This is a genomic window from Geminicoccus sp. (assembly GCF_036263595.1).
GTDB lineage: Bacteria > Pseudomonadota > Alphaproteobacteria > Geminicoccales > Geminicoccaceae > Geminicoccus.
The window spans coordinates 1-14,585 of sequence record NZ_DATAGQ010000059.1 but is presented as its reverse complement, the minus strand read 5'-3'; the positions used below and the strand labels follow the sequence as shown (position 1 = coordinate 14,585).

General features: G+C 64.2%; 13 protein-coding genes and 1 pseudogene. 7 read left to right on the top strand and 7 right to left on the bottom strand.

What is annotated here, in order from left to right; genetic code table 11:
- From VHL31_RS04810 to VHL31_RS04795, 4 genes are all read right to left on the bottom strand, one after another.
- Positions 1–1,150 (bottom strand): AI-2E family transporter (locus tag VHL31_RS04810; RefSeq protein ID WP_329660069.1); only part of this gene is annotated, 1,150 nt, incomplete at its 3' end.
- A gap of 474 nt (positions 1,151–1,624) precedes the next feature.
- Entirely contained in the window at positions 1,625–1,795 is a 171-nt protein-coding gene (locus tag VHL31_RS04805) for a hypothetical protein (RefSeq protein ID WP_329660068.1), read from the bottom strand.
- A 307-nt stretch (positions 1,796–2,102) separates the two neighbouring features.
- Positions 2,103–2,807, bottom strand: a complete 705-nt coding sequence (locus VHL31_RS04800; protein WP_329660067.1) for an isochorismatase family cysteine hydrolase — start codon at positions 2,805–2,807, stop codon at positions 2,103–2,105.
- Positions 2,808–2,985: 178 nt separating this feature from the next.
- Complete coding sequence (locus VHL31_RS04795) at positions 2,986–3,720, bottom strand: GDSL-type esterase/lipase family protein (protein WP_329660066.1); 735 nt, start codon at positions 3,718–3,720, stop codon at positions 2,986–2,988.
- A gap of 338 nt (positions 3,721–4,058) precedes the next feature.
- Here VHL31_RS04795 and VHL31_RS04790 point away from each other — a divergent pair.
- Both VHL31_RS04790 and VHL31_RS04780 read left to right on the top strand, forming a co-directional pair.
- Positions 4,059–5,722 (top strand): annotated as a pseudogene (locus VHL31_RS04790) (nucleoside hydrolase-like domain-containing protein).
- Between the two features lie 105 nt (positions 5,723–5,827).
- A complete protein-coding gene (locus tag VHL31_RS04780) occupies positions 5,828–6,103 on the top strand; it encodes a GNAT family N-acetyltransferase (protein WP_329660063.1) in 276 nt (91 codons plus the stop codon).
- Positions 6,104–6,154: 51 nt separating this feature from the next.
- Here the strand turns inward: VHL31_RS04780 and denD are convergent, their stop codons facing one another.
- The gene (gene denD, locus VHL31_RS04775; protein WP_329660062.1) at positions 6,155–7,129 is read right to left on the bottom strand and encodes a D-erythronate dehydrogenase; all 975 of its coding nucleotides are present in this window, start codon (positions 7,127–7,129) and stop codon (positions 6,155–6,157) included.
- A 146-nt stretch (positions 7,130–7,275) separates the two neighbouring features.
- On the opposite strand from denD, the gene VHL31_RS04770 reads away from it, so the two are divergent.
- The 3 genes from VHL31_RS04770 (at position 7,276) to VHL31_RS04760 (ending at position 10,534) form a co-directional block, all read left to right on the top strand.
- Entirely contained in the window at positions 7,276–8,604 is a 1,329-nt protein-coding gene (locus VHL31_RS04770) for an ABC transporter substrate-binding protein (RefSeq protein ID WP_414653637.1), read from the top strand.
- Between the two features lie 87 nt (positions 8,605–8,691).
- Positions 8,692–9,642 (top strand): sugar ABC transporter permease, encoded by a 951-nt coding sequence (locus tag VHL31_RS04765; protein ID WP_329660060.1) that lies wholly within the window; start codon positions 8,692–8,694, stop codon positions 9,640–9,642.
- On the top strand, positions 9,635–10,534 hold the full coding sequence (locus VHL31_RS04760) for a carbohydrate ABC transporter permease (protein WP_329660059.1): 900 nt from the start codon (positions 9,635–9,637) through the stop codon (positions 10,532–10,534). Before VHL31_RS04765 ends, VHL31_RS04760 begins: the two co-directional genes overlap by 8 nt.
- 24 nt (positions 10,535–10,558) lie before the next feature.
- Here the strand turns inward: VHL31_RS04760 and VHL31_RS04755 are convergent, their stop codons facing one another.
- Together VHL31_RS04755 and VHL31_RS04750 are read right to left on the bottom strand one after the other, a co-directional pair.
- On the bottom strand, positions 10,559–11,911 hold the full coding sequence (locus tag VHL31_RS04755) for a hypothetical protein (protein ID WP_329660058.1): 1,353 nt from the start codon (positions 11,909–11,911) through the stop codon (positions 10,559–10,561).
- The gene (locus VHL31_RS04750) at positions 11,908–12,819 is read right to left on the bottom strand and encodes a ribokinase (RefSeq protein ID WP_329660057.1); all 912 of its coding nucleotides are present in this window, start codon (positions 12,817–12,819) and stop codon (positions 11,908–11,910) included. Before VHL31_RS04750 ends, VHL31_RS04755 begins: the two co-directional genes overlap by 4 nt.
- A 159-nt stretch (positions 12,820–12,978) precedes the next feature.
- On the opposite strand from VHL31_RS04750, the gene VHL31_RS04745 reads away from it, so the two are divergent.
- Positions 12,979–13,935, top strand: coding sequence for a metal ABC transporter solute-binding protein, Zn/Mn family (locus tag VHL31_RS04745; protein ID WP_329660056.1), 957 nt, complete (start codon positions 12,979–12,981; stop codon positions 13,933–13,935).
- 2 nt (positions 13,936–13,937) lie between these two features.
- The coding region (locus VHL31_RS04740) for an ABC transporter ATP-binding protein (RefSeq protein WP_329660055.1) at positions 13,938–14,585 on the top strand (648 nt) is incomplete at its 3' end.

Genomic DNA, 14,585 nt, shown 5'->3' with positions numbered 1-14,585 from the left:
ACATGATGTCCAGGAACTCCAGCGTCTTCACGTGGCGGCCCAGCACCACGAGGCAGACGGTGATGGGCGTGGCCAGCAGGAGCCCGATGGGACCCCAGAGCCACGTCCAGAAGGTCGCCGCCACGACGACCGCCACCGGCGAAAGGCCGGTGCTGCGTCCGTACACGAGCGGCTCGATGCCGTGACCGACCACCGGCTCGACCACGGCGAACAGGATCGCCGTCCAGATGAACATGGTCCAGCCAGGTTCCACGACGGCCGACAGCAGGAGCGGCAGGGCCGCCGCCAGCACCGGACCGACATAAGGCACAAAGCGTAGCAGGGCCGCCAGTACGCCCCATAGGGCAGGGCTCGGCACGCCGATCGCCCAGAGCCCCAGTCCGATCACCAAGCCGAAGCCGGAATTCAGCGCCACCTGGGTCAGGAACAACCGACTAAGGCGCCGGCCCGCATCGTCCATGGCTGCGGTCGTGTTCTGGATGTCATGGGCACCAGCCAGCCGGATCAGGCGGTTCCGGAGATCCTCGCGTTGCAGGAGGATGAAGATCACGAAGATGATGATGATGCCGAGGTTGGCCAGGGGATGCAGCAGGGGATCGACCACCAGCGCCAGCGTGGCGAGCGCGCCTGGATCCGGTTGGTGGACGATCACCGGCACAGGCTCGGGCTCATCGGGCTGCGCGGATGGTTGAACCGAACCACTCGCAGGAGCCGTTGTCTGATCCTCGCGATTCAGTTCGCGGCTGAGGTTCTCGACCACGTTAGAGACTTGGTCGAGGATCCCACCATTGCTTTCAGTAGCTCCGCGGAAGGACCTGATCTTTTCCTGCATTGTCCATTGGTAGCGCGGCAGGTCGCGCGCGAGCTGGCTCAGCTGGGACGCCATGATGGTTCCCATGCCGGCGATCACGGCCGAAGCGAGGAGAACCACGGCTAGGACCGCAACGGCGCGCGGGATCCAGTAGCGCTGGAGCAGACGCACGAGTGGCGCCAGCACGAAGCTTAGCAGGATAGCCAGCGCTGCCGGCATGAACACATCACGGCCGAAGTAGAGCATGCCGATGATGACGACAGCGACGAACAGGCCCGAGGCTGCGGAGGCACGCAGGCCGCCTTCACGCGCTTCGACGATCGAGGAAATAGGCGCCATGGATGGTCCCGCAGCTGATCCCGAAGGAGCCGCAAGCCCCCTACGACCTAAACGGATAGTAAGGCTTATCGCACCATGTTGTCGGGTAGTTTTTTTTCGGACTGGCCGAATCACCAAAGCTCGAACGTGGCTTCGGCCTCGGCCAGACCGTAGATTCCGAACGGGATGACCATGACCAGAACGACACCCAAGAACTTGAGGCCAGCGAGAACATGATGCACGGGGGACAGGGGCAGGCGGCAGCCGAAGCCTGCAAACGCCTGGCCGATTTCCTCCACTCATGATGCAGCTGCCGAACAACATGGAACGCCAGGGCAATGAGCGTGCCCACCACAAACGCGACGAGACCGGTCGGAATGCTCCTGGGATAGCGCAGGCCAGCGAACCAGTTCACCAGGATCACAGCATAGCAGAGTAGCCCGATCACCGGCGTCATGAACATCTTCAGTGCCGGGCATATCGAGATGAACGTGATCAACTTGCCGGCAGGTGCAGCCGCGGGATGATCTTGCGGATGTCGGGGGCGATGTAGCAGTCGCTCATCAGGATAAGGCTCTGCACGAACATTAGGTCAAAGCGGCCCCTGATCGCATCGCCCGTGCTCAGCGAGACAGGCAGCATGATGACGAGGCGGACGATGCACATGTGCGGCAGGCTGGTGTCTGAGGGCAGGGTGCACGCGTCGCTGTGTTAAGTCTGCTTTGCCAGCCGTAGGCGAGCCAGGCATGGTAGAGCGTGCCCAGGCACATCATCAGGCCCTTGGCCGGCAGGATGCGGCCAAGCACGATGTCGTCCGTCTTGTTCAGCACGAACCGGAGCAGGCCGGTCAGCGCCAGCATGTTCCCGGAACGTCGGTGCCGAAGCCGAAGAACACGTTATGGTCGCCTGGGGCCAAGGTGCCGGCCTGCTTTCGCCATGGCGCCTTGTCCTTCAGCGAACGGAGCGGGCGATGTCATAATCCCATTTCGGAGTGCGCCGCGGGGCGCTTGGAACAAATGGCCGCAAGGGCGCGGGACGAATCGGACACCCAGCCAAAGATGCCGCCCTGGGCGGCGATCATCTTCAGGCCGATTTCGTGAAACACCGGGAAGTAGGAGCCACAGCAGTCACCGAGCACGATGCAGCGGTAGCCGCGGTCATTGCCCTCGCGCACGGTGGTGTGCACGCAGACCTCGGTCGTGACGCCGCAGACCAGCAGGTTCTCGATGCGGCGGTTGCGCAGCATCAGCTCGAGATCGGTCTGGTAGAAGGCGCCCTTGCCGGGCTTGTCGAGGACCGGCTCGTGGGGCAGCGGGGCCAGCTCGGGAATGATGTCGTGGCCGGCTTCGCCGCGGATGAGGATGCGTCCCATCGGCCCGGCGCAGCCGATCCGCGTGGACGGTGTCCCGCGCTCCACCTTGGCCGGGGGGGCGTCGGCCATGTCCGGACGATGGCCTTCGCGGGTATGGATGACGAGGAGCCCGGCGGCACGCGCCGCGTCGAGCACGCGCCTGCAGGCAGGAACGACTGGAGCCAGGAGGCTCACATCGTTGCCCAGCGTTTCCCCGAACCCGCCCGGCTCGAGGAAGTCCCGCTGCATGTCGATGATCACCAGCGCGGTTCTGGCAAGATCCAGCGCTACCGCCTGTGGCTCCGCCTCGAGTAGGATTTCCGCCAAAGGACATCTCCGTGCAGCGACTGCCCCAGATCCTGACGGAACTACACAAAAATCATGCCGAACATGGCGCGCTGGCGTTCAGAGTGGCCCAAGGCCTCCGGCGAGGCAGCCAGTGGCGTCGGTTCAGTCATCTGGCACTCGCGCGCGCATGTTGGCGCCACCACGCGGCACGGGCCTGCTAGACCAGGAACCGCCTGAGTTCCTTGGCGATGATGGACTGGCCCTTGCGGCCGAAATGGCTGCGGTCGGCATAGAGATAGGTCGTTGCGGATCGGGTCAGATTGATGTCGGTCACGTTGGTCAGGCCATATTTCGACTTGTTGCGGTACACGTCCTCGAAGCGCGAATAGAGGTTGGCCGTCACGACGTTCCCCCGCTCGTCGGCGAGCTTCGTCACGAACTTGTTCCAGGCGAGCACGCGGGTGCGCGAACTGGTATTGCGCGCCGGGTTGCGGCTCCAGTCGTGGAGCAGGCACAGCACGATGCGGCGCCCGCTTCGCGTCGCTCCATAGGAGATCAGACGGTCGAGTGACTTGCGGTACTGGGCCATGGCCGGTGCCAGCGACTGGACCGGCGAGACATCGTTGTAACCGAAATAGATGAACATCCGGTCCGGCATGCCCTTGGAGCGGTAGCTCTTCACCCATCTGTCCACTTGGCCATCAAGGGTCTGCCGCATGTCGAGCCCCTCGGCCGTGGCGCCGGAATAGGCGAGGTTGACGATGAGTCGTGCCGTGCCGCTCGACTTGATCTGGTCCGCCCAGCTCGCGATGCCGTTGCGGTAGGAATGCGTGTAGCTGTCCCCGAAAGCTACGAAGGACTTCGTCGCCCCCTCGGCCACGTTGGAACCGAGTGAAGCTGCCAATGAACCGCCGAACAAGGCGAGCGCATGGCGCCGGCTGATGATTGTCATGCGAGCGTTTCCATTTCTTTTCCCGGCGGCCGGGGCGGCGCCGTACACACGTCCATCCTCACGCTAGCGCCAATTCTCCGGCCCGAAAAGTTGCCACGCCTCATGGCGCCAGGCAGTCCACTGCTTCGGTTGCGCTCCGCCCATCATCATCGACACCTTTTGCATGTTGACGGATGTGGTTTGGTCGGCGTTAAGCATCCAAAGACTACCTTTTCAAGATGTCGTGATGACAGGCCCGGCGGTACTTGACGAAATTTTAAGCGATGTTCGGCGAGAATCCGGTGCGGCTGGACAGAGAACCAGCTGTTCCATGCAAATAGCGGTGTTCACCTAAGGCGATGGTATGTGTCTGTCTTCCGCCATCTGTCGGAATACTAGCTTCGCAAGTGGATTGTTTTTCGCATTGTTCATCCACCAGATGGCCAGGCTGGATTACGGGGATCGTTGTGATGAAGACGGCAAGAGTGACTTCGGCATTCGTATGGCTTGCGGCAGGGCTGCTGGGCATCGTGGCCATTGGGCGAGCAGAAGCGGCACCCCATTTCTATGTGAACTGCAGCAGCGTCGCTGGCGCTCCCAAGACCTGTCCGTTCGGTTTCGAAGCTGCCCGGGTCGACATCTTCAAGCAGCTTTCATCGGCCGCCTGCATCCTGAACTCGACCTGGAGCCATGTTCCCCGGTCCGTGACCGTACAGTCAGGATGCCGAGCTCAGTTCAAGGTTACCATGAAGGTAGACCGTCCGCGCGTGCTGATCCTGACCGACATCGGGCAGGATCCGGACGATACGCAGTCGCTGATCCGGACCCTGCTCTATGCGAACGACCTCAGCATCGAAGGGATCGTGGCGACCTACCGGCCTTCGAGGCCTGTGGCGTCGGACATCGTCCGCTCGGTCATCACCGCCTACGACAAGGATCTGCCCAAGCTTCTGCTCCACGATATCCGCTACCCGAAGGCCAATGCGCTTCTCGCGAGGGTAAAGGACGGGCTAGCGTCGAACGACCCCATCGGGGCCGGTTTTGATACGGCCGGATCCGACCACATCATCGCGAGCGTTGATGCGAGTTCGCAGCCGCTCTGGGTGCTCGTCTGGGGAGGTAGCCGAGAGCTTGCCCAAGCGATCTACAAGGTGCGCAATACTCGCTCGGCCAGCTCGTTTGTCAGCTTCCAGAATAAGCTGCGGGTCTATTCGATCGACTGGAGCCAGTATTCCGCGGCACCAGGCAACTACCTCGCCGATAATGCCAAGGACATGTTCTGGATCGTCAGCGACGGGTACGAAGGAACGAGGACCGCCACCTTTCGTGGGATGTACCTGCTCGGCGACACGTCGATGCAGAGGAGCAGCTGGATCAACGACAACATCAAGAACAAAGGCAATCTGGGTGCACTCTACCCGTTGAACACCACTGAAGACGGCATGAAGGAGGGCGACACGCCCACCCTGCTCCACCTTCTCCCAACCGGCCTGGGCATCCCGACGCAACCATCACGGGGCGGATGGGGTGGACGCTACGCGAACGAACCCGAGTATGCCGCGATCTCCACCAACATCTATACGAGCCGCTACCAGAAGGACGAACTGGGCGGCATCGTTGATCGGCGGGCCTCGGTGGCGCGCTGGCGGCCGGCATACCAGTCCGACTTCGCGGCACGGGCGAACTGGCTGGTCTCGGCCTATGCCGACGCCAACCATCCACCTGAGGCGCGTATCGACGGCGGCACCACCCGAACGCTTCGATCTGGCGATCTCGTGAGCCTCGACGCCAGTTCGTCCGACGATCCGGACGGCCATGACCTGACCTATCGGTGGTGGATCTATCGGAGGTAAACCCCGACGCGCCTGCCATCACCATCGAGAACAGCGAGACAGCCGTCGCCACGATCACTGCACCGGTGGTCAGTTCGACGCAGACAGTGGACCTGATTCTGGAGGTGACGGACACCGGCAATCCGCCGATCACCCGCTATCAGCGTGCGTTGCTCACCATCACGCCCTGAGGGTTGCCCCAAGTTCGACCTGTCGCCGCTGGCCTATTGGGAGCCGCAGCGCCCGACGCCATCTTCATGGATGACGACCAGCTGCGACAGGAACGAAGCCGACCCATGGACCATGGCCTTCGGGACAACACCACCAAGTCGAGATTCGAGCTGGAGATCGACGGTTATCTCGTCTTCGCCGACTATCGCCTGCAAGGCTCCAGCCTGATCCTTCCGCACGTGGAAGCTGCCCCTGAACTACGCGGCAAGGGGACGGCGAGCCGCCTGATGGGCGCCGTCATGGACCTGGCCCGGGAAAAGCGATGGCAGGTCGTGCCGCTCTGTGGCTATGCCGTCGCCTGGATCCGGCGTCACAAGGAGTACCACGACCTGGTGCGTTGACATGCGGCAAGGCCGCGGCCGCGCTTTCTGCCAACGTGTCCGACCCGACGATCAGGCTGCGTAAGTACCATTCAGCTCGTCGTCGATATGGGCCTGGATGATTTCTTCCAGGCTGTCGTCGCGCCGGAAACCCAGCTTCTCGGCACGTGGCGTGGTGAAGGTGGTGGGCCAGCCGGCGACGATCTTCTGGATGAAGGGATCAGGGGTCCAGGTGACGCGGTCGACCACCTTTTTCGAGGTGACGCGCTCCAAAGCCGCCATCATTTCGGCCTGGGTATAGGTCAGGCCGGGCAACGTGAGCGAGCGGACCTGGCCGATTTCCTCGGAAGGAATCGTGATGGCATGGACCAAGGCATCGACCACCTTGCGCGGGCTCAGGCTGTACATCTTCGCCTCGGGCGCCACGGGGCAGACGACGCTGTCACCCGCGAGAGGCTCGCGGACGATCGAACTCGCGAAGGAGGAAGCGGCCGCATTGGGCTTGCCCGGGCGGACCACAATGGTCGGCAGGCGCAGGGAGCGGCCATCGATCATGCCCTTGCGGGTGTAGTCGGCGACCAGCAGCTCGCAGGTGGCCTTCTGGGCGCCGTAGGAGGTCTGGGGAGTGAGGATCTGGTCGTCCGGGATCGGATCGGGCAGGGGCCCGCCAAACGCGGCGACCGATGAGGTGAAGACGAGCCTGGGCATGTTGCCGGCTCGCCTAGCCGCATCCAGGACGTTCAGGGTGCCGGTCAGGTTGACCCGGTATCCGAGGTCGAAGTCCTTCTCGCACTCGCCGCTGACGGCCGACGCGAGATGCCAGATGGCATCCTGGCCCTTGCCGAGAAGGATGCCGACCTGGCTGGGCGACGACAGGTCACCCGTCACGACTTCGATACGGTCGTCTGCCGGCAGGCCCTGCGCGGCCACTACGTCGAAACAGGTGATGCGGGTGATCTTCTCGCCGCCGACCTGTCCGTCCGAGAGAAGGCGCAGGATCAGCTTCTTCCCGATGAATCCGGCTCCACCCGTGACCAGTACGCGCATTTCCTGCTCCCTGCCGCATCTGCCTCGTGCGGTCCTCTAGCTCGCAACGGGACGTCTGGCCATGGCAGTGCTTGACCGATCAGGTAGGGTCGCCCATGACAGGCCTAGTCACATACATAACCAATCAATGCCCAAGGGAGGCATGCATAATGCGGATGGACCGTAGGTCGACGCTTGGTTTGATGGCAGGTGTCGCCGGTGGTGCGCTGCTGGGCCGGGGCGCCTCGGCGGAGGTGGTGGCTGCGGACGTGCCGCCGCCTGCCTACGAGATCGAAAGCGGTGCCGAACTCCGTGTCCTGCGGCCGTCCAAGTTCGTGGCGGGCGACGAAACTCTGTTTTTGGAGAACTCCAAGAAGTTCACCGAGCAGACCGGGGTGGCGGTGCGTGTCGATCAGGAAAGCTGGCAGGACCTCAGGCCAAAGACGGCTGTCGCGGCCAATGTCGGCACAGGTGCCGATATCATCCTGGCCTGGAATGACGACCCGCATCAGTACCCCGAGAAGATCCTCGACCTTACCGATCTCGCGGATTACCTCGGCAAGAAGTACGGAGGCTGGGCGCCCCTCGCGCAGACGATGGGCAAGGGGCCGGAAGGCAACTGGATCTGTCTGCCCGTGGGCGCTTCCGGCGGAAAGATGGTCTATCGCCAATCCTGGCTGAAGGAAGCCGGCTTCAGCGAACTTCCGAAGGACACGGCAGGCTTCCTCGAAGTTGCCAAGGCGTTGCAGGGCACCGGGCATCCCGTCGGCTTCACGCTCGGCCAGGCCGAGGGCGACGCCAACACCTTCTGCCACTGGCTGATCTGGTCGCACGGCGCCTCGTTGGTCGACGAGAACGGCAAGGTCACCATCGATTCGCCGGAAACCCGCGCGGCGCTCCAGTATGGAGCCGAGCTGTATAAGACCTTCATTCCTGGGACGCTGTCGTGGCTGGATCCGTCCAACAACAAGGCGTTCCTGGCCAGTCAGGTCTCTGTCGTCGCCAACGGCATCTCGGTCTACTACGCGGCGAAAACCTCGACGGACGCGAACGTCGCGGCGCTGGCCGAGGACATTCAGCACGCTCCGATGCCGATTGGTCCGATCGGGCGGCCGACCGAGACGGCGCTGACGGTGAGCGGGATGATTTTCCAGCACACCAAGTATCCCAACGCGGCCAAGGAATATCTGCGCTTCATGATGGAGAAGGAGCAGTACCAGCCCTGGCAGGCGGCAAGCATCGGCTACTGGGCGCATTCGCTCAACGCTTATGACGGCAACCCGATCTGGACGGAGGATCCCAAGCATACCCCGTACCAGAAGATCATGACCGAATCGTTGCCCTATGGCTGGAAGGGCCCGCTCGGCTATGCCAGCGCCGGGGCGCTCGCCGACTACATCGTGGTGACGATGGTCTCCTCCGCGGTCAGCGGCGGCGCCTCGATCGACGATGCGATTGCGGAAGCCGCCAGCCGCGCTGGCCGTTACTATCGCTGATCTTCGGCGCTTGGAGTGACGGCTCACGGGTGCCACCCGTGAGCCGTCATTGCTTCCAGCCTCGACCAAACAAGGGGAGGAAACCGCATGGCCAGCACCGCCGCGGCCTGGTCCGGACAACGTCCGGAACAGTCCTGGCTCTCGCGGAAGCTCGACGATCGCCGCGTGCTCGCCTTCCTGTTCATGCTCCCGGTGAGCGTGCTGCTCCTGACCTTCCTGAGCTATCCGCTTGGGCTGGGCGTGTGGCTTGGCTTCACCGATACGCGGATCGGGCGGGATGGCGTCTGGATCGGCCTGGAGAACTACGCCTACCTCTTCGAGGATTCGGTGTTCTGGCTCTCGGTGTTCAACACGATCGTCTACACGACCATCGCCACGGTCTTCAAATTCGGCCTGGGCCTTTGGCTGGCCCTGCTGCTCAACCACCATCTGCCGTTCAAGAGCCTGATACGCGCTATTGTCCTCCTTCCCTGGATCGTTCCGACCGTGCTGTCGGCGATCGCGTTCTGGTGGATCTATGATCCGCAGTTCTCGATCATCTCCTATGTGCTCAAGGCTATCGGTATCATCGACACCAACATCGATTTTCTGGGCCAAGCCTGGCACGCGCGGTTCTCATTGATCGCCGCCAACGTCTGGCGCGGGATCCCCTTCGTCGCGATCTCGCTCCTGGCAGGCCTGCAGACGATCTCGCCCTCGCTCTACGAGGCGGCGATGATCGACGGTGCGACCGCCTGGGAGCGCTTCGTGCACGTGACCGTGCCGATGCTGATGCCGATCCTGGCGGTCGTGCTGACCTTCTCGGTGCTGTTCACCTTCACCGATTTCCAACTCGTCTATGCAATCACCCGTGGCGGCCCGAACAACGCCACCCACCTAATGGCCACACTGGCCTTCCAGCGCGCGATCCCGGGCGGCTACCTGGGCGAGGGTGCTGCGATTGCGGTCGCCATGATCCCGTTCCTGGTGGCATCCACCATCTTCAGCTACGTCGCGCTGGCGCGGCGCAAGTGGCAGCAGGGAGGCAGCGATGACTGACGCCACCGCCGACAAGGCGCCCGTCATCACGGCGGAACGGAGCGGCGTAATCAACTGGGATTCGCTCCCGCGCAGGATGATGGTGGTCTACGTGCCGCTCATCCTGTTCCTGTTGACCCTGCTGTTTCCATTCTACTGGATGGTCATCACCGCGTTCAAATCGAACGCGGAGCTCTACAACTACAACGACTACAGCCCATTCTGGATCAGCTCGCCGACACTGGAGCACGTCAAGCGGCTGCTGTTCGACACCGACTACCCGCGCTGGCTGTGGACCACCATGATGGTGGCGGTAGCCAGCACCTTCCTGTCCCTGTTCGTGTCGGTGCTTGCGGCTTATGCAGTGCAGCGGCTGCGCTTCAAGGGCAGCCAGTGGGTAGGCCTGGCGATCTACCTCGCCTACCTAGTGCCGCCGTCGATCCTGTTCATCCCTCTGGCCACGATGATCTTCAAGATGGGCCTCTATGACAGCCCGCTGGCACTCATCCTGACCTATCCGACCTTCCTCGTGCCGTTCTGCACCTGGCTCCTGATCGGCTACTTCAAGTCGATCCCCTACGAGCTCGAGGAATGCGCGCTAATCGACGGGGCTACCCGGCTGCAGATCATGTGGAAGGTGACGCTGCCGCTCGCGGTGCCCGGGCTGATCTCAGCCGGGATCTTCGCCTTCACCCTGTCCTGGAACGAGTTCATCTATGCGCTCGCCTTCATCCAGAGCTCGGAGAAGAAGACCGTACCGGTCGCCGTTCTGACGCAGTTGGTCGAAGGCGACGTATACCATTGGGGTTCGCTGATGGCAGGCGCGCTTCTGGGCTCGATCCCGGTAGCGCTGATCTACTCGTTCTTCGTCGACTACTACGTGTCGAGCCTCACGGGTGCCGTGAAGGAGTAGCCGGGCACAGGCCGGTCGGCTGGTTCATTTCCTGCGGTGGACCGAGAAGCCGATCGGCTTGATGGCGGCCGGCCGGATGTTGCTCTGACGGGCGGGATCCGGTGCGGCCGCCTTGCCATCTTGAGGGCGCAGTGGAGATGCCACTTCCTGATTGGCGTCCGGGACAGCGGAAGCGATCGAGCGGCCAAAGCGGTCGATCAGGCTGTTCAGGCCGCCAGCGGCGGGGTCAGGTCGGCGGAGCTGGAACATCAGGGAGTGAGCATCGTCGCCCGTCCGGGCTTCCGGCCCGTCCGTTGCGCTGTTGGCAGCTTGGCCAGCAGCGACCGGCTCTGCCGGCTCAGTCGGCCGGAGCCGGGGAAGGGACGACGGTTCGCTGGCCCGTCTGGCGAGGTCGCCCCCCTGTCTGGTCTCGTCGGCCGGGGCCGCTTGAACCGGTGTTGCCGAGGCAGCCGCCGGACGCGTCGGGATCGGCGGGATCGGCGGGATCGATGGCGAGACCGACAGCATTTCGACGAGGCGCACGTTCCGCCAGCCGCGGATCGGCTGCTCGTCCAGATAAGTGATGCTGGGGCGATCCGCGTCCTCCAGCCGCAGTTTTGGCGGCGTCAGGGCTGGCGGAATCTCCAGAAGTGGCGGCGCCGGGTCGAGTGGCTTCTTCGCCTCGTGTGCGGAGGGCTGTGGCGGAGCTGCAATCGGCAGAATCGCCGCGATGTCGACAGCGATCTCCGGCCGAACCTGCTCCTGCTCACCGTACCAGGCCCGCATGGCTGCAAGTGAGCCAAGCGCGCCGAGATAGGTGGTGCATGTCGCATCATGCGACATCGCCCGGTCGAGAAGGCGGCTCGCCAAGGGCGCGAACATCGCGTCGGCACCGGAGAAGCTGCCGAACAGGAATGGTCCCGCCCCGACGCTGGCCGCGCCGCGCAGCTCGATGCAGATCGAGCGAAGGCGCTGAATCTCGGCCCCGAGGGACCGGAGCAAGCGACGAGAGCCTGCAAGGCTCGCGCCGTTCCTGGCGGCCAGGAACAGACGCAGCACGGGGAAACCGGCGCAGAGTTCGGAAGCGACGGCACGCGCTTGGGCACGCGAGGCCCGATCGTCGGGCCAGATCACCGGATGGCGCTCCGCCAGAAATTCCAGGATGGCCAGAGGGCCGGCCACTGCCAGGCTGCCTTCGACGAGCGTAGGCGCCTTGTCGAACAGCGGTCCCGGTTCGGGCTGGCCACTGGCTTCAACCAGAGTCGTCGGTGTGGCCTCCATGAATGGGATGTCGAACATCCGCAGCGTCAGCCACACGCTCAGCGACCAGCAGGGTTCGCCGTTTCGGTCGAGCTGGACCTTGAGTGGTTCGCCCGGCGGGCCGGGCGGCTTGCTCACATCAGTTTCCGGGGCATGAGCAGGTCCTGGGCCCTTGCTTCGATCTCGTCCATGCGCGGCTGCGCGCTCTGGGCTCCAAGCCGCTCGCAGGCGAGGGCCGCTCCCACGGCTGCCCGGTGCAGCGCCTCCTCGAGCGACGACCCACGATCCAGGTAGGCCGCCAGAACTCCCGTGAACGCATCGCCAGCACCGGTCGTGTCGACCGGTCGGATCTTCATGGCGCTTACTTCGAACCGCTCGTCGGCGGTCGCGGCGATGGCACCCTTGGCACCGAGCGTCACCACCACGGTCAGTCGATGGCGGCGCGCGAGATCCGCCGCGAGCACGCCCGGTTCACCCTGGATGCCGGTTGCCTCCAGGATCTCCAGTTCGTTCACGACCAGCACGTCGAGCCGGTCGAGCACGCCGGCCGGCAAGGGGCAGGATGGCGCCAGGTTGAGGATCGTGCGGGCGCCCGCCTCGTTGGCGCGGGCCAGCGCCTTGAAGGTTTCCTCCGTCCGGATCTCGTTCTGGCAGAGCACCGTGTTCCCGGCGACCAGGAGGTGACCGGGAACCTGGCCGGCATGAGTGTCAAGGTTTGCACCCGATGCCACGATGATCTGGTTCTCACCTTTCTCGTCTACGCCGATCACGGCGATGGCCGTGGGCTTGGGCGAGTCCACCAGTCCGGCGACCTCGACGCCGGCGTCCGCCAGGAGCTGCCGTACCAACGGGCCGTAGGCGTCGCTGCCAACATGGCCGAAAAAGCGCACGTCGGCGCCAGCCTTCGCGGCTGCAGCGGCTTGGTTCGATCCCTTGCCGCCAAGCGCCATCGTGTAGGACGGGCAGAGAACCGTCTCCCCGGGTGCAGGCAGGGTTCGCACGGGAAACAGCAGGTCGGCGTTGATCGATCCTGGAACGATGATCACGGGCGGTTCCCCCTGCCGCTAGCCTCGCATGGCCCGTACCGGTGATGCCGCCAAGCAGGTCGCCTGTCCAGTCAAGCACCGTCGCAGTGCATTCAGCTCTTGAAACAAGTTTAGAATGCCCTAATTTTCTTCGCGATGGAATAGTACAAGGAGGACCCGGTGCTGCTCCGCCGTTCGTTTCTGCTGGTCGCCACGGCATTGCCCTTCATAAAGCCAGTGTCCACCGGCGCAGCTGCCCGGCCGAAGGTCGTTGCGACCACAGCCATGCTGGGCGAGCCGCTGCGCCGGATCACCGGTGACACGCTCGACTGGCAAATCCTGATGGGTGAAGGCGTAGATCCGCATCTGTTCCGCCCAACGCGCCGCGACATCGCGTCCCTGGCCGGCGCGGATGCGATCGTCGTGAACGGGCTTCATCTGGAAGCCAAGCTGACCGACACGATTGAGCGGTTCTCGCCGGCGGGCGGCATCCTTGTCGCCGGCGAGCACGTTCCGGGCGATGCGCTGCTCCAAGACGCCACTGGCGCCGTCGATCCGCATGTGTGGATGGATCCAGGCATCTGGCCATCGGCATTGGAGGGGGTACTGGCAAAGCTGGCGTCGCTGCAGCCGGACGGGGCGGATGCCTGGTCGCAATCGAGCGAGAGCTTCTGCAAGGAAGCGGAGGTGCTGACTGCCTGGGCCATCGAGCGGGTTGCGAGCATACCTCCTGAGAACAGGCTGCTGGTCACCTCGCATGACGCGTTCGGCTATTTCTCACGCCGGCTGGGCCTGGAGGTCATGGCCATCCAGGGGATCAGCACGGAGAGCGAGGCTGGCTTGGCACGCATCCAGGACGTCGTGGCGGCCCTGGTCGAGCGCAAGGTGCCGGCTGTGTTCATCGAGAGCTCGGTGAGCGAGCGCGCCATGGGAGCGGTGATTGAAGGAGCCGCCGCCCGAGGCCATCACGTGTCGCTGGGCGGCACGCTGTTCGCCGATGCCATGGGCCAGCCCGGCACGCACGAGGGTAGCTGGCTCGGCATGATCGATCACGACGTGACGACCATCGTCCGCGCCCTGCGCGGGCAGGCGCCGGAGCGTGGCTTCTGGGGGCGGCTGCGGCCGGCGCAGGCGTGACCGTGACCGATCTGGCACATCAGCCGTCACGCCACTTTCAGGTCAGGGACCTGGTCGTGCGCTATGGCGACACCACTGTGCTTGGCCCGATCGATTGGTCGGCGCCGCACGCAGGGCTCGTGGCCGTCATCGGACCCAATGGCGCCGGCAAATCGACGCTCCTGAAGGCGGCCCTGGGCCTGGTGCCTGTGGCGACGGGAGAGGTCCGCTGGTTCGGCATTGTCGGGGGGCCACCAGTGGGGCGGGTCGCCTATGTGCCGCAACGCGGGCAGGTCGACCTGACCTTTCCGATCAGCGCGCGCGAGGTGGTCGAGCAAGGGCTTTATCCACGGATGGGCTGGTTCCGCCGGCCGGGTGCCGCCGAGCGTGCCCAGGCGATGCAGGCCCTGGCGAGCGTCGGGATGACCGAGTTCGCCGAGCGGCCGATCGGCGAACTGTCGGGCGGGCAGCAGCAGCGCGTGTTCGTGGCGCGGGCGCTGGCGCAGCAGGCGGAGGTGGTCCTGCTGGACGAGCCCTTCGCCGGCATCGATGCGACGACCGAGGCTATCCTGTTCCGGGTCCTTCGCGATCTGGCCGATCAGGGTCGCCTCGTCCTGGTGGTTCATCATGATTTGGCGAGCGTGGCCCGTCATTTCGACGAGGTCGTCCTA